General features: G+C 65.7%; 15 protein-coding genes and 1 pseudogene. 13 read left to right on the plus strand and 3 right to left on the minus strand.

Features of this window, described 5'->3' with window-relative positions; translation table 11 throughout:
- Nucleotides 1-2 precede the first annotated feature (2 nt).
- Genes tssK through tagH form a run of 3 tightly spaced genes read right to left on the minus strand, consistent with a single transcriptional unit; the run spans nt 3 to nt 3,290 of the window.
- Complete coding sequence (gene tssK, locus ACF8R3_RS12355) at nt 3-1,337, minus strand: type VI secretion system baseplate subunit TssK (RefSeq protein WP_196142235.1); 1,335 nt, start codon at nt 1,335-1,337, stop codon at nt 3-5.
- Between the two features lie 15 nt (nt 1,338-1,352).
- The gene (gene tssJ / locus ACF8R3_RS12360) at nt 1,353-1,850 is read right to left on the minus strand and encodes a type VI secretion system lipoprotein TssJ (RefSeq protein WP_392515668.1); all 498 of its coding nucleotides are present in this window, start codon (nt 1,848-1,850) and stop codon (nt 1,353-1,355) included.
- Between the two features lie 39 nt (nt 1,851-1,889).
- Nucleotides 1,890-3,290 (minus strand): type VI secretion system-associated FHA domain protein TagH, encoded by a 1,401-nt coding sequence (gene tagH, locus ACF8R3_RS12365; RefSeq protein ID WP_392515669.1) that lies wholly within the window; start codon nt 3,288-3,290, stop codon nt 1,890-1,892.
- Between the two features lie 393 nt (nt 3,291-3,683).
- Between tagH and tssA the strand changes: the two genes are divergently transcribed.
- From tssA to ACF8R3_RS12430, 13 genes and pseudogenes are all read left to right on the plus strand, one after another.
- Complete coding sequence (tssA, locus tag ACF8R3_RS12370) at nt 3,684-4,715, plus strand: type VI secretion system protein TssA (RefSeq protein WP_392515670.1); 1,032 nt, start codon at nt 3,684-3,686, stop codon at nt 4,713-4,715.
- A gap of 72 nt (nt 4,716-4,787) precedes the next feature.
- Nucleotides 4,788-5,303 (plus strand): type VI secretion system contractile sheath small subunit, encoded by a 516-nt coding sequence (gene tssB, locus ACF8R3_RS12375; RefSeq protein WP_025340314.1) that lies wholly within the window; start codon nt 4,788-4,790, stop codon nt 5,301-5,303.
- Nucleotides 5,304-5,314: 11 nt separating this feature from the next.
- Entirely contained in the window at nt 5,315-6,811 is a 1,497-nt protein-coding gene (gene tssC / locus ACF8R3_RS12380) for a type VI secretion system contractile sheath large subunit (RefSeq protein ID WP_182139753.1), read from the plus strand.
- Nucleotides 6,812-6,881: 70 nt separating this feature from the next.
- Nucleotides 6,882-7,370, plus strand: coding sequence for a type VI secretion system tube protein Hcp (locus tag ACF8R3_RS12385; protein ID WP_058638525.1), 489 nt, complete (start codon nt 6,882-6,884; stop codon nt 7,368-7,370).
- A 70-nt stretch (nt 7,371-7,440) separates the two neighbouring features.
- Nucleotides 7,441-7,881: a type VI secretion system amidase effector protein Tae4 gene (locus ACF8R3_RS12390; protein WP_058638526.1), complete on the plus strand. Its 441-nt coding sequence runs from the start codon at nt 7,441-7,443 to the stop codon at nt 7,879-7,881.
- Nucleotides 7,878-8,321 carry a hypothetical protein gene (locus ACF8R3_RS12395; RefSeq protein ID WP_182139752.1) on the plus strand — a complete coding sequence of 148 codons (444 nt, stop codon included), beginning with the start codon at nt 7,878-7,880 and terminating at the stop codon, nt 8,319-8,321. Before ACF8R3_RS12390 ends, ACF8R3_RS12395 begins: the two co-directional genes overlap by 4 nt.
- Nucleotides 8,315-8,830, plus strand: a complete 516-nt coding sequence (gene tssE / locus ACF8R3_RS12400; protein ID WP_078478124.1) for a type VI secretion system baseplate subunit TssE — start codon at nt 8,315-8,317, stop codon at nt 8,828-8,830. Before ACF8R3_RS12395 ends, tssE begins: the two co-directional genes overlap by 7 nt.
- Nucleotides 8,827-10,689: a type VI secretion system baseplate subunit TssF gene (gene tssF, locus ACF8R3_RS12405; protein WP_392515671.1), complete on the plus strand. Its 1,863-nt coding sequence runs from the start codon at nt 8,827-8,829 to the stop codon at nt 10,687-10,689. The genes tssE and tssF overlap by 4 nt, the downstream gene beginning before the upstream one ends.
- Entirely contained in the window at nt 10,686-11,702 is a 1,017-nt protein-coding gene (tssG, locus tag ACF8R3_RS12410) for a type VI secretion system baseplate subunit TssG (protein WP_196186207.1), read from the plus strand. Before tssF ends, tssG begins: the two co-directional genes overlap by 4 nt.
- Nucleotides 11,695-14,370: a type VI secretion system ATPase TssH gene (gene tssH, locus ACF8R3_RS12415; RefSeq protein WP_392515672.1), complete on the plus strand. Its 2,676-nt coding sequence runs from the start codon at nt 11,695-11,697 to the stop codon at nt 14,368-14,370. Before tssG ends, tssH begins: the two co-directional genes overlap by 8 nt.
- An 11-nt stretch (nt 14,371-14,381) precedes the next feature.
- A complete protein-coding gene (locus ACF8R3_RS12420) occupies nt 14,382-16,319 on the plus strand; it encodes a type VI secretion system tip protein VgrG (RefSeq protein WP_197844559.1) in 1,938 nt (645 codons plus the stop codon).
- An 11-nt stretch (nt 16,320-16,330) separates the two neighbouring features.
- Nucleotides 16,331-16,765, plus strand: a complete 435-nt coding sequence (locus tag ACF8R3_RS12425; RefSeq protein ID WP_197844560.1) for a DcrB-related protein — start codon at nt 16,331-16,333, stop codon at nt 16,763-16,765.
- A gap of 477 nt (nt 16,766-17,242) precedes the next feature.
- Nucleotides 17,243-19,636 (plus strand): annotated as a pseudogene (locus tag ACF8R3_RS12430) (DUF6531 domain-containing protein); the annotation flags it as partial.
- Between the last annotated feature and the right edge of the window lie 310 nt (nt 19,637-19,946).

Consider the following 19,946-nt stretch of genomic DNA (forward strand, 5'->3'; position numbering starts at 1 on the left):
GGTTATCCTCGAATGGCCCAGAAGGCCAGGCTCAGGCCGGGGAATTCGCCGGCGACGTAGAAGGCAAAGCCACCGGAATGCTGCAGCTGCTTCCAGTGTTCGCTGCCACGGTCGAGCTCGAAGTAGGTGGAACCGGCGTGGAACGGAATCTGCCGTGGCGCCACCGGCAACGGCAGCAGGCCGATGCCCGGCAGTTGCAGGTTGACCAGGTCGCGAATGTGCTCTACCGAGCCGATCTTGCTCTGTTGGCCGAAGCGGCTGCGTAGGGTTTCGCTGGGCACGTCGGCGCGCACCACGAGGATGAAGCTGGCGCTGTCGAGCAGGCTGCGGTCGGCGAGCATGCCGACATGGATGCCGTAGGCCTTCTCGACGATCGGAATCGCCACCGCCTTGCTGTCGATCAGCGTCGAGAGGGCCTCGCGCAATGCGCTCATCACCGGCGCGAAGGTCGCTGCCAGGTCGTCGTGCTGGTACACCGGGAAGCTGAGCGGGCGCCGGCCATCACGGGTGAAGGTGGCGAACTCGCCGGCCAGCGCCACCAACTCGCTGTACAGGCGCTCGGGGTGCAACGGGCTCAGCTGATTGAGGTGCTCGATCAGCGGCTGGGCGCGGTTGACCAGTTGCAGCAGCATGAAGTCGGCAATCTCCGACGCCCCGCCATTGGCCGAGGCGACCACTCGCCCGGCCAGCGCTTCGCCACGCTGGTGCAGCAGCCCCAGCAACTCGCCGCAGAAGCCGGACAACTGCTGGCTGGCCGCCACGTCAAGCAGCGGCGGGATGTAATTGTCATCCACCATCAGAGCACGGTCGGCGCGCTTTTCGCGGATGCGCAGCATGCCGAGGGCGGCGTAGTCGCTCAGGCCATCCTCGCTGAGCAGCAGGCGCAAGGCGCGGCTGCCGAGGGCCAGCGCGGCACGGTTCTCAAACGGCGCATTGTCGTCACGCACTTCACTGACCCGGCTGATGTAGCGGGCGCCAGCGCTGGCCTCGCCTTCGTCGACGGTGTCGCGGGCCCCGGCGCGCTTGAGCGGCAGGCCCAGGTGGACCACGCCATCGCGCAGCGCGTCGGGCACCTCCAGCGGCGCTGGCGGCAGGTCATCGCGGGGTATGTCGAACGGTGTGCCGTCGGGCAGCAGGCCGCGAGCACTGATGATTGCCACCTTGCCCTGGGCGAGCAGGCCCTGGTCGAACAGCAGTTCGGAGAACCCCCAGGCAGCAGCGCTCAATGGCCGGCTGCGGGCGTCTACCAGGTGTTCGAGGTAGCGGTCGTGCTGTTGGAAATGCTGGGTCGTGATGAACATGCCTTCCGACCAGACCACGCGATTGTTCCAGGACATGGGGGCTCCGATTGCCTAGCGGGCAGGTTCAGGTTGGGGGGTGGCCTCGGCGCTGCGCACGTCACGCACATCGAGGCTGATCTGGTAGTCGCGCGGCGGCACAGGCATTACGCTGCGCCACTGGGCCTGGTCGATCTCGCGATAACCGACCACCAGGCCGATATGGCGCGTGGCGGGGTCCAGCGGGCGCTCGAGGCGCAATTGCCCGCCGGGCTGCAATAGCACTTCGTCCTGGTCGATCAGGTCGGCGCCGAGGGTGGCCTGGGCGCGTTCGGCCAGGGCAAAGTAGTCGGCGCGGGCGAAGGCGGCGCTGTTCTTCAGCTCGAAAAGGCGCACCCGGACCGGCGCCGGGGCGCCACCAGGGCCCGGGTTCAGCCCGGCGGCAGCGCTGAAATACAGGGTCACGGCGGCGCGCTCCGGCACCTCGTTGGCAACCGCGACAACAGGCGTGTCCTTGCTGCAGGCCGCGAGCAGCACCAGGCTCATGGCGGCTACCAGTGGTATTGCTTTCATCCTTGTCCTCATGACGTACCTTGGGCTTCCCGGATGCACTCAGCGACGTTGCGCACGGCTGCTGTGGACCTGGTAGGCGCGGCTGAATTCGCGGCCTAGCAGCTCTTGAAAATCGTCTTCGGCCTCGCGGGAAATCTGCCCGTAAAGCTCGGTAAACTGCTGCCAGCAATGCGCCTGGCGCGAGCCGCCGAACAGCTTGGCCAGCCCGGCAGCCGGTGCCAGGCGCTGCTCCAGGCGGGCCGGCTGGAAACACGCCAGCAAGTGCTGGATGGCAGCTTGCACACCGGCCATCACCGCCAGCTGGTGGGCGCGCAGATCATCGAAGCTCTCGCGCACCGCCTGGTCTGCCGGCATAAACGCCTGGTTGCCGTGGCGCAGCAGCAACAGCAACGCCTCGTCGGCATTGGGGGCGAATTTCAGCGGGTTGTTCTGCACCGGGGCAATGGTGGTCTGCTGCATGCGGAACTCGCCCTTCAGGCTACTGCGCGCACGCAAAACATCGATCAGGCCCTCTACCATCAGGCGGTAGCTACGGCCGATGGCCTCCATCTGCGCGGCGGCATCGGCGGCGTCGATGCGCAGGTGCTCGATGCCAGCGCCGCGCAGGAACGCCTGCAACAGGGCGTCGCTGGCCATGGCCGGTGCGGGCGCAGCGGCAGGCGGCGCGACCGCTGCCGCTGCCGCTGCCGCTGCCGCTTTCACCGGCGGCGCTGACGGTGGCGATATCTTATCCGCAGCCGCAGCCGCAGCCGGGGCCGGGGCCGGGGCCACTGCCGCCGGCGCTGCAGCCGGCGTGGAGCCGAGCAGGTCCCAGTCTTCCGGGATCATCCCCGGGGTGGCCGGGGCGGCAGTCGGTGCCGGCGGAGCCAACGGGGTTGGTGGGCGAAAGTCATGCTGCTGGGCAGGGACGTGGTCGGGCTGGCTGACCGGCGGCACGCTGGCCGGGCCGAGGAAATCGAACAGGTCAGGCAGGGTGTCATGGCTCGAAGCCCCCTGCAGGAGCGCAGCCGGCGCCCCGGAAATCGCCGGGGCAGGCATGGCCGGGGCGGCCATCTGGTTGGCCATCAGCGCTTCGAAACTGTGCGCCTGGGGCTCGCTTTCAAGGCTGCCAGGCAGGCTCGCGTCGATCCGCGCCTGTATCTCGTATTCACCAATACGGATAACTTCGCCATCCATCAACGGCTCACTGTTACCACGACGCAAACGAATACCGGCACAAACTAACTCGACACCATTGGTGCTGTCGTCGGTCAAGTAATACTGGCCATTCTTGGACTGGATCACACAATGCCGAGACGATACCAACCGTTCCGGGTCGGGAAGTACCCAGTCATTGTTAGCCGCGCGACCAATAGTGATGGCACCGCTCTCCAGCCGCATTTCCGGACATTGTCCAGGGGTAATCTTGTGATAGCTGGTGATAGTTAGGCAAAGTGCCATCATGCCTCCTTGCATCCGTTTAGAACGTCGATCCATCCATTCGAGTTAGTGCGCCAAGCCACTCGAACACCGTTGCAACGCTTGATTCACGCGGCCCAGGCAAAAACCACAAATATATGAAGGGTATGTAACCCCAATGCCGTAGCCAAACCAGAATCCATGACGAGCGGTGCCTGGCTACTGCCAACAGCGTCACAGCAGGCACTCGGCGGCGCGTAGCTTACCTTGACACCTGCAAATAAATAAACCATAAATGCGCAACTTCGAAGTGCCAAAATAATATCATCGTGATACCACTTCGATACGCGTTAAAAAGTTTGTGCGCCAGTTCACATTTGCAAGTTCGCACAAGAACACGCCCTCACCAAGGGCCGATAGGGAGATCGAATTCTGGTGTACGCATCGCCGTTGCTCGCCGCTGTTTCTGCTGACTTCCCCTGCGGCGAAGACCTCGAATATGACGCTGAGTTTCTGCAACTGGAGCGTGATGCCCAGGGCCGCCCCGAGCGCGTCATGGGCGATGCCGTTCAGCCCGCCGAGCCGCCGCAGTGGCGCGACATCGAGCAGGCATGCAGCCGCTTGCTGCAACGCAGCAAGGACCTGCGCATCACCCATTTGCTGTTGCAGGCCAACCTCGCCCTGCATGGCCTGCCGGGCCTGGCCACCAGCCTGGAGCTGATCCGCGACCTGCTTGCCGAGTATTGGCTCTACCTGCACCCGCAGCTGGACGCCGCCGACGACAACGACCCCACGGTACGGGTCAACGCCCTGGCCGGCCTGACCTGCGACACCAATATCGGCCTGCTGCGCGACGCCGTGCTGGTGCGCTCGCGCGCCTTCGGCCCGGTCACCCTGCGCGCTGCATTGCATGCCGCCGGCGTGCAGCACTTTGCCAGCGAACAGCTCAGCGCCGAAGAACTGGCCGCCGCCCTGCGTGACGCCGACGAAGACCAGGTGCTGCAGTGCCAGGCCGCCCTGCAGCTGGCCCGCGAGGCGGTGGACGTCATCGAACAGCGGGTCAACGACCAGGTCGGCTCGGCCAGTGGCGTCGACCTGTCGGCTCTGCGCCAGCCGCTGCGCCAGGTGCAGCAGGTGCTCGCCGATTACGCCCCGGCCGGGGCAGGCCCTGCCCTGGCCGCCACCGAAGCACCGGTGACCACCCGCGAGCAAGCGCCGCCCGCCGCCGCCAGCCCCAGCGCCCGGCCTGCCGCCCGCCCGGGCGAAGTAAACAGCCGCGAGGACGTGCAGCAGAGCCTCGACCGGCTGTTGCAGTACTACGCCCGCCACGAGCCCTCCAGCCCGCTGCCGGTGCTGTTGCACCGGGCGAAGCGGCTGGTCAATGCCGATTTCGCAACCATTGTCCGCGACCTGATCCCCGATGGCTGGTCGCAATTCGAGAACCTGCGCGGCACCGAGGACAACTGACGCCCTCGGCCCGCATCAACACCGACGCCCGCAACGAACAGCGCCGCCGCACCGGCGACCAGGAGGAACAACGTGGCGAAAGACAGCTCCCAGAAATTCATCGCACGCAACCGTGCGCCGAGGGTGCAGATCGAATATGACGTCGAGCTCTACGGCGCCGAGAAGAAAGTCCAGCTGCCATTCGTCATGGGCGTACTGTCGGACCTCGCCGGCAAGCCGGCCGAACCGCTGCCTGCGGTAGCCGAACGCAAGTTCCTGGAGATCGATGTCGACAACTTCGATTCGCGCCTGAAGGCCATGAAGCCACGCGTGGCCTTCAACGTGCCCAACGAGCTGACCGGCGAAGGCAACCTGAGCCTGGACATTACCTTCGAGAGCATGGACGACTTCAGCCCGGCCGCCGTGGCACGCAAGGTCGATGCCCTCAACCAGCTGCTCGAGGCGCGCACCCAGCTGGCCAACCTGCTGACCTACATGGACGGCAAGACCGGTGCCGAGGACATCATCCTCAAGGCCATCAAGGACCCGGCCCTGCTACAGGCACTGGCCAGCGCGCCGAAACCCGTCGACAACGAGCCCAAGGCCTGAGGAGACAGCCCATGAACGATCCATTGCGCGAAGCCCAGGCCCAGTCGGCCGGCGCCACCCAGGACCCGAGCGAATTCGCCAGCCTGCTGCTGCAGGAGTTCAAACCCAAGACCGAGCGCGCCAAGGAAGCGGTGGAAAGCGCCGTGCGTACCTTGGCCGAGCAGGCCCTGGCGCAGACCAGCCTGGTGTCCAACGACGCCATCGGTTCGATCGAGCAGATCATTGCCGCCATCGACGCCAAGCTCACCGCCCAGGTCAACCAGATCATCCACCACGATGATTTCCAGCAGCTGGAAAGCGCCTGGCGCGGCCTGCACTACCTGGTCAACAACACCGAAAGCGACGAGCAGCTGAAGATTCGTGTGCTCAACGTGTCGAAGACCGACCTGCACAAGACCTTGAAGAAGTTCAAGGGCACCGCCTGGGACCAGAGTCCGATCTTCAAGAAGCTGTACGAAGAAGAGTACGGCCAGTTCGGCGGCGAACCTTACGGCTGCCTGGTCGGCGACTACTACTTCGACCAGTCGCCACCCGACGTCGAGCTGCTGGGAGAGATGTCGAAAGTCTGCGCCTCAATGCACGCGCCGTTCATCGCCGCCGCCTCGCCGACCGTGATGGGCATGGGCTCGTGGCAGGAACTGAGCAACCCGCGCGACCTGACCAAGATCTTCACCACCCCGGAGTATGCTGGCTGGCGCTCGCTGCGTGAGTCGGAAGATTCGCGCTACATCGGCCTGACCATGCCGCGCTTCCTGGCGCGCCTGCCATACGGCGCCAAGACAGACCCGGTCGAGGCCTTCGCCTTCGAAGAAGACACTGATGGCGCCGACAGCAGCAAGTACACATGGGCCAACGCCGCCTATGCCATGGCTGTGAACATCAACCGCTCGTTCAAGCACTACGGCTGGTGCTCGCGCATCCGTGGCGTGGAATCGGGTGGCGAAGTGCAGGGCCTGCCGGCGCACACCTTCCCCACCGACGACGGTGGTGTGGACATGAAGTGCCCGACCGAAATCGCCATTTCCGACCGCCGCGAAGCAGAGCTGGCGAAGAACGGTTTCATGCCGCTGCTGCACAAGAAAAACACCGACTTCGCGGCCTTCATCGGCGCCCAGTCGCTGCAGAAGCCAGCAGAGTACGACGACCCGGACGCCACCGCCAACGCCAACCTGGCCGCGCGCCTGCCGTATCTGTTCGCCACCTGCCGCTTCGCGCACTACCTCAAGTGCATCGTTCGCGACAAGATCGGCTCGTTCAAGGAAAAGGACGAGATGCAGCGCTGGCTGCAGGACTGGATCCTCAACTACGTCGACGGCGACCCGGCGCACTCCACCGAGACCACCAAGGCCCAGCACCCGCTGGCAGCGGCCGAGGTCGTGGTCGAGGACGTCGAAGGCAACCCGGGTTACTACAACTCGCGCTTCTACTTGCGCCCCCACTACCAGCTCGAAGGGCTGACCGTGTCGCTGCGCCTGGTATCGAAGCTGCCTTCGGCCAAAGGGGCCTGACCGCCCCCGGGCTGTCTGACAGCCCTAACTGCACCCAACCGCCAACCTGACGCGTAATACCGAGGACATCATGGCTGTAGATATTTTCATCAAGATCGGCGACATCAAGGGCGAGTCCCACGACAAGGCCCACAAGGACGAAATCGACGTGCTCAACTGGAGCTGGGGCATGTCCCAGTCCGGCAACATGCACACGGGCAGCGGCGGCGGCTCGGGCAAGGTCAACATCCAGGACCTGTCGATCACCAAGTACATCGACAAGTCCAGCCCCAACCTGATGGCCCACTGCTCCAGCGGCAAGCACATCGACAAGGTCAAGCTGACCGTGCGCAAGGCCGGGGGCGAGAGTCAGGTCGAGTACCTGATCATCAACCTCGAAGAAGTCATCATCAGCTCGCTCAGCACCGGTGGCTCGGGCAGCGACGACCGCCTGACCGAGAACGTGACCCTGAACTTCGCCAAGGTCACCGTCGATTATCAGCCGCAGAAAGCCGACGGCAGCAAGGAAGGCGGCCCGATCAAGTACGGCTGGAACATCCGCTCCAACGTCAAGATCTGACCGACTGCGTCCGCGCCGCCTTGGCTGGCGTGGGCGCCCTTCCCTCACCTCACCCGCTTACGGTGAACCCATGGCCAAGCCTTCTTTCATCAACCTGTGGAATGCCTACCCGACTGACTCGTCGCCTTGCGACGGCGGCTGGGACAACCAGTGCGCCATTCGCATGAGCATTGCGCTCAATGGCGAACACACCATCAAGGTGAACGCCGGCAGCTACAGCGAACCGCGCTGTGCTCATGGCCATGCCCGGGGCGCCGAGTCGCTGGCCAACTGGTTGTGGAAGTACCATCTCGGCGCACCCCTACAACTGAGCGGCAGCGCCGACGACCGCCTCAAGCTCAGCGAGAAGCGCGGCATCATCTTCTTCAAGGATTGCTTCGCCCGTGCCGGGCAGGCATTCGACAACCGTACCGGCGACCACATCGATCTGTGGGACCGAGGCCGGGTCACGGGCTATTTCGCCGACCAGGCGCACCGATCCAAGGCTGTCTGGTTCTGGGAGCTCAAATGAGACCTGCATGCACAACCCTGCTGCCGGCGCTGCTGCTCGCATTCGCCTTGAACGCGTGTGCCCAGGCGCCCGCTGCACCGTCGGGCGCGGCGCCTGAGGTGAACTTGGGCGGCCACACCCTTGCGCTGGTTAACCACCAAGGCCGCTGCGCGCTGCGCAAAGCCGATGCCTCGCTGCTGCAACTGGACATGCCCTGGCCCTGCCAGCTCAGCCCAGGGCGCGACAGCGGCAAGCCACGCGTCGAACAATTCAAGGGGGCGCAGATCATCATTGTCAGCCATGTGCAGCCAGACCCGGCGCAACCTGGCCGTTGCGACAGCCAGTTCCAGGCCGTGCGTCAGCTCGGCACGCGCCTGGAGCCCTCCATCCTGGCCCGTGGCGGCAGTTGCTCGCGTGGCCCTGTGGACCAGAAGAACTTCGTGGGGCTGTTCGAGTGGTAGCCGAGATCGCCGCCCGCGACCGCCTGCAGCCGTCGCTGCTGGACCGCCTGACCGACGACAACCCGGGCAACCCGCAGGAAGCCCCGGACAAGCGCGTGCTCAGCCTGCACCAGCTCAAGGCCTCTGTGCTGCGCGACCTCGCCTGGTTGCTCAACACCACTTCGCTGCTCGACAGCGTCACCACCCTGGACACCCCGGCCGGGGCCTCGGTGGTCAACTATGGGCTACCGGCGCTGGCCGGCAACAGCGCCTCGAACATTGACCTGACCGCCCTGGAACGCATCATCCACCAGGCCATCGCCACCTACGAGCCACGCATTCTCCCCCACACCCTCAAGGTGCGGGCCCAGGCCGCGCCCGGCGAGATGAACGCCAACGCCTTGAGCTTCGAGATCGAAGGCGACCTGTGGGCCCAGCCAGCGGCGCTGCCGTTGCTGCTGCAGACCGACATCGACCTTGAGTCCGGGCATGTGCGTGTGGCCCCCGCCGAACGCCGGAGGCGTGCATGAACCCGCGCATGCTCGAGCTGTACAACCAGGAGTTGCAGCACATTCGCGAGAGTGCCGCGGAGTTCGCCAGGGAATACCCGAAAATTGCCGGGCGCCTGACGTTGTCCGGCATCGAGTGCGCCGACCCGTATGTCGAGCGCCTGCTCGAAGGCTTCGCCTACCTCACCGCCCGGGTGCAGCTCAAGCTCGACGCCGAGTACCCGACCTTCACCCACAACCTGCTGGAAATCGCCTACCCACACTACCTGGCGCCGACCCCATCGATGACCGTGGTGCAACTGCAGACCGACCCCGACGAGGGTTCGCTGGCCAGCGGTTTCCGCCTGCCGCGTGACAGTGTGCTGCGCGCCAACCTGGGGCGCAACTCGCAGACCCCGTGCGAGTTCCGCAGCACCCAGGACGTTACCTTGTGGCCGTTGCAGGTGGCCGCCGCCGAGTACTTCGGCAACCCCGGTGCGGTGCTCGGGCGCCTAGCCGGCAGCGTGCCGCAGGCCCGCGCCGGCATGCGCCTGACCTTGCGCACTGGCGCCGAGGTGCCGTTCGCCAGCCTGCCGCTCAGCCATCTACCGCTGTACCTCAACGGCGCCGACGAAACCCCGTTCCGCCTCTACGAGCAACTGCTGGGCAGCGCTTGCGCGGTGTTCGTCCGCCAACCCGGCGCGGACTGGGTGGAGCGTATTCCCGTCGAGCAGGCGCTGCGCCCGTGTGGCTTCGATGACCGCGAGGCAGCATTGCCGGTGGTGCCGCAGGCGTTCCAGGGCTACCGCCTATTGCAGGAATATTTCGCCCTGCCGCAGCGCTTTCTGTTCGTCAATATCGCCGGGCTGGAACGGGCGGTGCAGCGCTGCAGCGGCCAGACGCTGGAAGTGCTGGTGTTGTTCGAGCGTTTCGACCAGAGCCTGGAAAGCAGCGTCGGCGCCAGCCAGTTCGTGCCGTTCTGCACCCCGGCGATCAACCTGTTCCCGCGCCGGGTCGACCGCCTGCACCTGACCGATCGGGTGCATGAGCACCACGTGATCGCCGACCGCACCCGGCCCACCGATTTCGAGATTCACTCGCTGCAGCGGGTCACCGGCTACGGCACCGGCCCGGACCAGGAATTCCTGCCGTTCTACGCCGTGCGCGACCCGTCGCGCTATGGCCGCGACCAGGCCTACTACATCGTGCGCCGCGAGCCACGGGTGTCGTCCAGTGACCAGCGCCGCAACGGTACCCGCTCCAGCTACATGGGGAGCGAGACGTTCATCAGCCTGGTTGACGGCCAGCAGGCGCCGTACCGCCACGACCTGCGCCAGCTGGGTATCAGCGCCCTGTGCAGCAACCGTGACCTGCCGCTGTTCATGAACGTGGGCGATGGCCGCAGCGACTTCAGCCTGGCCGACAGCGCGCCGGTGGCCGGCATCCGCTGCCTGGCCGGCCCGGGCAGGCCCAAAGCCAGCCATGCCCACGACAACCGCGCCTGGCGCCTGATCAGCCAGCTGTCGCTGAACTACCTGTCGCTGGCCGAACACGGCCAGGGCGCCGCTGCCCTGCGCGAACTGCTGCGCCTGTACGGCGACCCGCAGGACAGCGCCCTGAACCTGCAGATCGACGGCCTGCGCGAGGTCAGCAGCAAGCCCTGCACGCGGCGCCTGCCGATGCCGGGGCCAATCGTGTTCGGGCGTGGCCTGGAAATTACCCTGACCTTCGATGAGAACGCCTTCCGCGGCACCGGCGTGTTCCTGCTGGGTGCGGTGTTCGAACGTTTCCTGACCCGCTATGTGTCGATCAACAGCTTCACCGAAACTGTACTGCGCACCAGCGAACGTGGCGAGATCATGCGCTGGGCCGCTAAACCCGGGCGCAGGCCGACGTTATGAATACCTTGCAGGCCATGCAGGCGCAGCCCTGGGCGTACGATTTCTTCCAGGCGCTGCGCCGCCTCGAGGCGCAGCACCCCGAGCTGCCACGCTTCGGCCATTCCCTGCGCCTGGCCGACGAGCCGGTGCGCCTGGGCCAGCGCTTGGACTGCGGGTTCGCCCCGGCGACCCTGGCTGCGGTCAGTGCCGACGGCGACCAGCCGGCGCGCCTGGAGCAGTTCTTCTTCGGCCTGGGTGGCCCCAATGGCCCGCTGCCACTGCACCTCACCGAATACATGCGCGAGCGCCAGCGCAACCACGGCGACGCGACCAGCAAGGCGTTCCTGGACGTCTTCCATCACCGCCTGCTGAGCCTGTTCTACCGAGCCTGGGCCGAAGCGCGCCCGACGGTCAGCCACGACCGCCCGGGTGACGACTACTGGGCCGCGCGCCTGGCGGCGCTGAGTGGCCGTGGCCAGCCCGAACTGCAAGGTCAGGGCGCGCTGGCCGACACCGGCAAACTGCACTGGTCGGGCCACCTGAGCGCGCAAACCCGCTACCCGGATGGCCTGCGCAGCATACTTGGCGGCTATTTTGGCGTGCCGGTGACGCTGGAAGAATACGTCGGCCAATGGCTAGAACTGCCCGAACGCAGCCAGCTCGGCGTGCGCGCCAACCGCCTGGGCGTGGACCTGTGTCTGGGCCGCTACGTCTGGGACCGCCAGCACAAGTTCCGCCTGTGCCTGGGCCCACTCAGCCTCGACCAGTACCACGCCCTGCTGCCCGGCGGGCAGGCTTTCGTCGAACTGGCGTCCTGGGTCGCCGAGTACCTGGGCCAGGAGCTGGACTGGGACCTGAACCTGATCCTTGCGCAGGACCAGGTGCCTGCGCTGCAACTCAATGCCGGCCAACGCCTGGGTTTCGACACCTGGCTCGGCCGCCCTCTGCACGATGCACGCGACCTGAAGCTGGCCCGGTACTACGCCGACCAGCCGGCCGCCGCCCACCACACAAGGAACCAGGACCATGGGTGAAATCAGCCGCGCCACGCTGTTCGGCAAACTCAACAGCGTCGCCTACAAGGCCATTGAGGCCGCCACGGTATTTTGCAAACTGCGGGGCAACCCCTATGTCGAGCTGGTGCACTGGCTGCACCAATTGCTGCAACTGCAGGACAGCGACCTGCACCGCATCGTACGCCAGTGCGATATCGAGCCGGCGCGCCTGGCCCGTGACCTGACCGATGCCCTGGACCGCCTGCCGCGCGGTTCGACGTCGATCACCGACCTCTCTTCGCAGGTGGAAGAAGCCGTCGAACGCGGCTGGGTATACGGCAGCCTGATGTTCGGCGAAAGCCAGGTGCGCACCGGCTACCTGCTGGTCGGCATCCTCAAGACCCCGAGCCTGCGCCATGCCCTGCAGGGGCTGTCCAGCGAATTCGGCAAAGTGAAGGTCGAGGCGCTGAGCGAACGCTTCAGCGAGTACGTGGGCGACTCGCCGGAAAACCACCTGGCTGCCACCGACGGCTTCAGCGCTGCGCTGCCCGGCGAAGCCAGCGGCGCCGTGGCGCCGGCGGCGATGGGCAAGCAGGAGGCGCTCAAGCGCTTTACCGTCGACCTTACCGAACAGGCGCGCAGCGGCAAGCTTGACCCTATCGTCGGGCGCGACGAAGAGATCCGTCAGCTGGTCGATATCCTCATGCGCCGCCGGCAGAACAACCCGATCCTTACCGGCGAGGCCGGTGTCGGCAAAACCGCCGTGGTGGAAGGCTTCGCCTTGCGCATCGTCGCCGGCGATGTGCCGCCGGCGCTCAAGGACGTAGAACTGCGCAGCCTGGATGTCGGCCTGCTGCAGGCCGGCGCCAGCATGAAAGGCGAATTCGAACAGCGCCTGCGCCAGGTGATCGAGGATGTGCAGGCGTCGCCCAAGCCGATCATCCTGTTCATCGATGAAGCACACACCCTGGTCGGTGCAGGGGGCGCAGCCGGCACCGGCGATGCGGCCAACCTGCTCAAGCCGGCCCTGGCCCGTGGCAGCCTGCGCACAGTGGCGGCGACCACCTGGGCCGAATACAAGAAACACATCGAGAAAGACCCGGCCCTGACCCGCCGCTTCCAGGTGGTGCAGGTGGCCGAGCCGAGCGAAGCCAAGGCCCTGCTGATGATGCGTGGAGTGGCATCGACCATGGAACAGCACCATCAGGTGCAGATCCTCGACGAGGCACTCGAGGCCGCGGTCAAGCTGTCCCACCGCTACATCCCCGCGCGCCAACTGCCGGACAAGTCGGTGAGCCTGCTCGATAACGCCTGCGCGCGCGTGGCCATCAGCCTGCACGCGGTGCCGGCCGAGGTCGATGACAGCCGCCGGCGCATCGAGGCGCTGGAGGTCGAACAGGCGATCATCGCCCGCGAAGCCGCCATCGGCGTGGCCACCGGGCAGCGCCAGGCCCAGGCCGACGGCTTGCTGGCCGAGGAGCGCCAACGCCTAGCCACCCTGGAAAGCCGCTGGGCCGAGGAAAAGGCCCTGGTCGATCAGTTGCTGGCCACCCGCGCGCAGCTGCGCGACCAGGCCGGTGTGGTCGACCAGGACGCGGCGTTGCCAGCAAACTCCGAACTGCGCGAAGCACTGGCCGACCTGCAACAGCGCCTGAGCGCGCTGCAAGGCGAGAGCCCGTTGATTCTGCCGACCGTGGACTACCAGGCCGTCGCCTCGGTGGTGGCCGACTGGACCGGGATTCCGGTGGGGCGCATGGCGCGCAACGAGATCGAGACCGTGCTCAACCTCGACAGCCTGCTGGCCAAGCGCATCATCGGCCAGGACCACGCGCTGCAAATGATCGCCAAGCGCATCCAGACCTCCCGCGCCGGCCTCGACAACCCGCACAAGCCGATCGGCGTGTTCATGCTCGCCGGCACCTCCGGCGTGGGCAAGACCGAGACCGCACTGGCCCTGGCCGAGGCGCTGTACGGCGGTGAGCAGAACCTGATCACCATCAACATGAGCGAGTTCCAGGAAGCGCACACCGTGTCCACCCTAAAGGGCGCCCCGCCCGGCTATGTCGGCTATGGCGAGGGCGGCGTGCTGACCGAGGCGGTGCGCCGCCGGCCGTACAGCGTGGTGCTGTTGGACGAGGTAGAAAAGGCCCACCCGGACGTGCACGAGATCTTTTTCCAGGTGTTCGACAAGGGCGTGATGGAAGACGGCGAAGGCCGCCAGATCGACTTCCGCAATACCCTGATCCTGCTTACCACCAACGCTGGAACCGAGCTGATCGCGCGTACCTGCAACGACCCGCAGGCTCTGCCCGACCCGGACACGGTAGCCAGCCAGCTGCGCCAGCCGCTGCTAGAGATCTTCCCGCCGGCGCTGCTCGGCCGACTGGTGACCATCCCCTACTACCCGCTCAGCGACGCCATGCTCAAGGCCATCACCCGTCTGCAGCTGGAGCGCGTTCGTAAGCGCGTGGAAGGCACGCACAAGGTAGGCTTCGCCTACGACGACGGTGTGGTCGAGCTGGTCGTTTCGCGCTGCAGCGAAACCGAAAGCGGTGGCCGCATGATCGACGCCATCCTCACCAACGGCCTGCTGCCGGACATGAGCCGCGAGTTTCTCACCCGCATGCTCGAAGGCAAGCCGCTGGCCAGCGTACGCATCAGCCGTCGCGACAACGACTTGCACTATGACTTCGGCGCAGCCGACTGACAGGACCGACCATGCTGTTCACGCAGTTCACGCGCCTGGCGCAGATCAACAGCCCGTTGGGGCCGGACAAGCTGATCCTGGCAGAAATGGGCGGCAGCGACGAGCTCGGCCGCCTGTTCGACTATGAGCTGCGGCTGACCAGCGACGACCCGGCCATCGACCTCAACGCCCTGCTGGGCAAGCCGATGAGCCTGAGCGTGCAACAGGGCTTGGGCACCTCTCGCTACTTCCATGGCATCGTCGCCCGCTGCAGCCAGGCGGTCGATCAGGGCCAGTTCGCCAGCTACCGGGTCACCCTGCGGCCGTGGTTGTGGCTGCTGACCCGCACCAGCGACTGCCGCATTTTCCAGCACCTGAGCGCACCGCAAATCATCAAGCAGGTGTTCCGCGACCTGGGCTTTTCCGATTTCGAGGATGCCTTGAGCCGCAGCTACTGCGAGCGCGAGTACTGCGTGCAGTACCGCGAGACCAGCTTCGATTTCGTCAGCCGGCTGATGGAAGAGGAAGGCATCTACTACTTCTTCCGCCATGAAGCGCAGCGCCACGTGCTAGTGCTGGCCGATGCCTACGGCGCGCATCCGCAGGTGCCGGGCTACGAAAGCGTGCCCTACTACCCGCCGGACGGGCAGCATCGCGAGCGCGACCACATCAACGACTGGCACCTGGCCCAGGAAGTCCAGCCTGGTTCGCTGGAACTCAACGACTATGACTTCCAGCGCCCCAGCGCACGCATCGATGTGCGCTCGGCCATGCCCCGCCCGCACCAGGCCGGGGATTACCCGCTATACGACTACCCCGGCGCCTACCAGCAAAGCCAGGACGGCGAGCACTACGCGCGCACGCGCCTGGAGTCGCTGCAGAGCCTGCACGAGCGGGTCGAGCTGCGCGGCAATGCCCGCGGCCTGGGCAGCGGCCACCTGTTCAGCCTCAGCGGTTTCACCCGCCAGGACCAGAACCGCGAATACCTGATCGTCGGCGCACGCTACTACGTGCACCAGGAGCGCCTGGAAAGCGGCACCGGCAGCGGCGCCGCGCAGTTCGAGAGCAACCTCAGCTGCATCGACGCCCAGCAGAGTTTCCGCCCGCAGGGCAGCACCGTGCGGCCGATCGTCAAGGGCCCGCAGACCGCCGTGGTGGTCGGCCCCGCTGGCGAGGAGATCTGGACCGACCAGTATGGCCGGGTGAAGGTGCACTTCCACTGGGACCGCCACGACCAGTCCAACGAGAACAGCTCGTGCTGGATCCGCGTATCGCAGGCCTGGGCTGGCAAGAACTGGGGCTCGATGCAGATCCCGCGGATTGGCCAGGAGGTGATCGTCAGCTTCCTCGAAGGCGACCCCGACCGGCCGATCATCACTGGCCGCGTGTACAACGCCGAACAGAGCGTGCCCTACGACCTGCCCGCCAATGCCACGCAAAGCGGCATGAAGAGCCGTTCGAGCAAGGGGGGCAGCCCGGCCAATTTCAATGAAATCCGCATGGAGGACAAAAAGGGCGCCGAGCAGCTGTACGTGCATGCCGAGCGCAACATGGACACCGTGGTCGAGCAGTGCGAGACGCTGGCGGTCGGCATCAACCGCACCCAGACGGTCGGCATGCTGGAAACCATCACCATCGGCCAGGACCGCATCCGCGCCGTGCGCCGCGACGACATGCTGCTGGTCGGCGCTAGCAAGACTGACAGCGTCAGCACCAGCTACCTGATCGAAGTGGGTGAAAACCTGCGCCTAGTGTGCGGCAAGAGCGTGATCGAGCTGAACGCCAGCGGCCAGATCAACATCAGCTGCGAGCAGTTCAGCTTCCATGCCAGTCAGAACGGCGAGATCAATACCGACGGCACCCTCGACCTCAACGTCGGCAGCGGTGCGCAGACCGCGCCTGACAACCAGGGCGTGAAACAGACCATCGATAGTTCGGTGAAGGCGATCTTCTCCGGCTCTGACCAGTAACGAGACCAGCTATGAGTTATCGCATCAACGAATTCCGCCTGACCCTGCCCGATGCCGCCGTGCAGGACAGCAGCATCAACATCCTGCGCTTCGAGGCGCTGGCCACCTCGCTGATCATCAGCCGAAGCCAGCTGGCCGAAGGCGAGACCTTGCAGAGCAATTTCGATGGCCAGCTGCAGCGCCTGCAACAACAGGTCAAGGACTTGCGCATGCAACCGGCCCAGGCCGTGCAGGTGGGTGCCGCCCAGGCGATCGCCGCCATCGAGCTGAGCAGCCAATTTAGCAAGGGCCAGGAAAAGGTCCACCAGTACCAGCTGGCCCTGGTGCTGCCCGGCACGCGCAAGATGTTTGCCCTGAGTTACGTCAAGGCCAGCCCGCTGGGCGCAGCAGACGCGGCGCACTGGGCAACCATCAAGCAGTCGCTCGATTTCGACAACCTGGGCTGATCGCGCACCATGTCCGACGCCCTGTGGGCCGCCCGCGAAGGCGACGCGCTGATGCACACCTCGATGCTGGCAGACATCGTCGGCGGTGTACTGGAAATCGCTGCCACCGTGGCCATCGGTGCCCTGGCCACTGCCGCCGTGGCGGCGGCGTTCGGCCTGACCGTGGCCACCGGTGGCCTGGGCTGCTTCGTGCTGGGTGCGGTGGTCGGCCTGGTGGTCGGTGTGGTCATGGCCAAGACCGGCGCCGATACCGGCCTGAGCCGATTATGCGAGGGTATCGGAAATTTCCTGTTCCCGCCGTCGGTGCAGGCCACCATCATCAGTGGCTCGCCGAACACTCGCACCAACGGCATGCGCGCGGCACGTGCTGCCGGCATCGTCACCGGCCCGCCGGCACCGCTGGAGCCGGCCGGCGCCGAGGCTGGCGAGGCGAAGGAAGAAAGCTTTCTGGACATGGCCAAGGGCTTCTTCTCGCAGATGTGGCGGCCGACCGTGGCCACGCCAGCCGCCAATACTCTGCCAGCCCCGGACGACAAAGTACTGTGCAGCAAGCACCCGCCCATGCCACCGCAATATCTGGCCGAAGGGTCAAGCAAGGTACTGATCAATGGCCACCCGGCCTGCCGCAGCGGTGACCGCAGCACCTGCGAAGCGGTGATCGTCGAAGGTGGCCTGATATCGAGCAACGTGCGCATCGGTGGAGAGCCGATCGTAGTGCGCGAGATACGCAGCGGCAAGACGCCGGGCATCGGCCTGGCGGTGACCGCGCTGATGCTGCTGCGCGGGCGTGGCGGCAAGTTCTACAGCAAGTTCGGCTGCATGCTGGTGGGCGGGGTGAGCAGCGTCGTGACCGGGCAGGTGACCGGTGCCCTCACCCAGGCCATGGCCGGTTCGCCCAACCCGGTACATGCGGCGACCGGCGGCAAGGTCCTGTGTGGCGATGAAGACCTCGACTTCACCGTGCAGGCCACCCTGCCGATCGCCTGGCAACGCTTCTACAACAGCCACGACGAGCGGATCGATGGCTTGTTCGGCGCGGGCTGGAGCCTGCCTTACGAAGTTTCGGTAGAGGTTGGCGAAGACGATCACCTGGTGCTGGTCGACGAGCAGGCCCGCCGGGTGGATATGGGCATCATCACCTTGGGTGATGCGGTGTTCAGCGTCGGTGAAGGGCTGAGCGTACGCCGGGCGCACAACGGCGAGCTGCTGACCGAAAGCCGCGAAGGCGAGTACCGGTTGTTCCAGCCGACCCCGGGGCGGCCTGACCGACTGCGCCTGAGCCAGATCGGTGATCGCAACGACAACCGGATCTACCTGGATTACGACGACCAAGGCCGTCTTTGCCAGTTGCGCGATACCTTCGACCAGGTGCGTGTCCGGCTCGGCTACAGCCAGCAATGGCCACAGCGTGTGAGCCACGTCGACTTCCACGCGGCGAGCGGCGAATCGCAACGCTTGGCCAGCTATGGCTATGACGCCAACGGTGACCTGGCTCAGGTGCTGGATGGCGCAAGTCAGCCGCTGCGCAGCTTTGCTTACGACGCCGCCCGACGCATGATCGAACACCGTACTGGGGGCGGTCTGTGTTGCAATTACGAATGGGCGCAGCATGAGGACGGTTGGCGGGTAGTACGACACTGGACCAACGGCGGCGACAGCTACGCCTTCGAATACGATGTGGCCGCTGGCATCACGCGGGTGACCGACAGTCTTGGCCGCGTCGCCGTGCGCCACTGGAACCCGCAGTATCAGATCACCGCCTACACCGATGCACTCAAGCGGACCTGGCGCTTCGAATGGAACGACGAGCGCCAGTTGCTCGAGGCAAGCGATCCCATGGATGGACGCTGGCAATTTTTCTACGATGAGTCGGGCAATCTTGCCGAAACGGTCGACCCGCTGGGGCGTAGCGAGTCGAGCGAGTGGCTCGAGCATTGGTCGCTGCCGCGCAGCCAGACCGACCAGGCCGGCCACCGCTGGACATTCGCCTACGACCAACGTGGCAACTGCACGCGCGAAACCGACCCGCTGGGCCAGCACACACGGTATCGCCACGACAGCCAGGGAAACCCTGTCGAAATCATCGATGCCAATGGTTCCAGCCGCCACCTGCGCTGGAACGAGCAAGGACTGCTGGTCGAACAGCGGGACTGCTCCGGCTATCTGACCCGCTTCGCCTACGATACATTGGGCCACCTGCAATCGATCACCGACGCCCAGGGCGAGCGCACCGGCTACCAGCATGACAGCAAGGGTCGCTTGCGCAGCGTGACCTTGCCCGATGGCCGCAGCGAAGCGTTTGTCCTGGATGCCAGCGGCTTGTTGGCACAGCACATCGACACAGCAGGTCACGTTACCCAATACCGGCGTAACCGCCGCGGGCAGCTGGAACTACGCACCGATGCGCTCGGCCGACAGGTGCGCTACCAGTACGATAACCATGGGCGCCTGCTCGCGCTGTACAACGAAAATGGTGAAGCATACGGTTTCGAATGGGATGCAGGCGACCGGCTGATCGCCGAACGCGACCTGGACGGCGGCTTGCGGCGCTACCAGTACGACTTACTGGACAACCTTGTCCAGGTGACCTTCATGCCTGCGCCGGGCAGCGAGGAGGCGCCCATCATTCATCGCATGGCGTATGACGCCGGCGGTCGCCTGCTGACCCGCCATACCGATGAGGGGCGCACCGACTACTGCAATGACCCCCTGGACAACGTGGTTGCGGTCCGCCGTACCGCCGTGGATGGCCAGGTCGAGGAACTTGGCTTCGCCTTCGATGCACTTGGCCAGTTGCTCGAAGAACACAGCGCGCAGGGCCGCGTGCAGTATCAGTACGACCCGCTCGGCAATGTCACCCGCACGCGAGTCCCCGACGGCCGCTGGATCAACCGCCTGTACTACGGTAGCGGGCACCTGCACCAGATCAACCTCGATGGCAAGGTGGTGTGCGATTTCGAGCGAGACCGCGTACACCGGGAGACGCTGCGCCTGCAGGGCAACCTGGCGGTTCAACGCCAGTACGACCGTGGCGGGCGCGTGCGCACCCTGCTGCGCCGCCCGGCAACCCAACCCCGCCAGCTGCCGGCGCCAGACCAGCAGCGGTACCAATTCGACGCGGCCGACCAACTGGCCGTACGCGAAGTGCAGCATCCGGGCACCGGCTATTTGCAGGCTTATC

This window comes from Pseudomonas sp. FYR_7 (genome assembly GCF_043106155.1).
Classification (GTDB): Bacteria; Pseudomonadota; Gammaproteobacteria; order Pseudomonadales; family Pseudomonadaceae; genus Aquipseudomonas; species Aquipseudomonas parafulva_B.

Coding starts and splice junctions, on each gene's coding strand:
- ACF8R3_RS12425 (WP_197844560.1), top strand. CDS start 16,331: ATGAGTTATCGCATCAACGAATTCCGCCTGACCCTGCCCGATGCCGCC.
- tagH (WP_392515669.1), bottom strand. CDS start 3,290: ATGGCACTTTGCCTAACTATCACCAGCTATCACAAGATTACCCCTGGA.
- ACF8R3_RS12420 (WP_197844559.1), top strand. CDS start 14,382: ATGCTGTTCACGCAGTTCACGCGCCTGGCGCAGATCAACAGCCCGTTG.
- tssJ (WP_392515668.1), bottom strand. CDS start 1,850: ATGAAAGCAATACCACTGGTAGCCGCCATGAGCCTGGTGCTGCTCGCG.
- tssH (WP_392515672.1), top strand. CDS start 11,695: ATGGGTGAAATCAGCCGCGCCACGCTGTTCGGCAAACTCAACAGCGTC.
- ACF8R3_RS12390 (WP_058638526.1), top strand. CDS start 7,441: ATGGCCAAGCCTTCTTTCATCAACCTGTGGAATGCCTACCCGACTGAC.
- ACF8R3_RS12385 (WP_058638525.1), top strand. CDS start 6,882: ATGGCTGTAGATATTTTCATCAAGATCGGCGACATCAAGGGCGAGTCC.
- tssK (WP_196142235.1), bottom strand. CDS start 1,337: ATGTCCTGGAACAATCGCGTGGTCTGGTCGGAAGGCATGTTCATCACG.
- ACF8R3_RS12395 (WP_182139752.1), top strand. CDS start 7,878: ATGAGACCTGCATGCACAACCCTGCTGCCGGCGCTGCTGCTCGCATTC.
- tssG (WP_196186207.1), top strand. CDS start 10,686: ATGAATACCTTGCAGGCCATGCAGGCGCAGCCCTGGGCGTACGATTTC.
- tssF (WP_392515671.1), top strand. CDS start 8,827: ATGAACCCGCGCATGCTCGAGCTGTACAACCAGGAGTTGCAGCACATT.
- tssC (WP_182139753.1), top strand. CDS start 5,315: ATGAACGATCCATTGCGCGAAGCCCAGGCCCAGTCGGCCGGCGCCACC.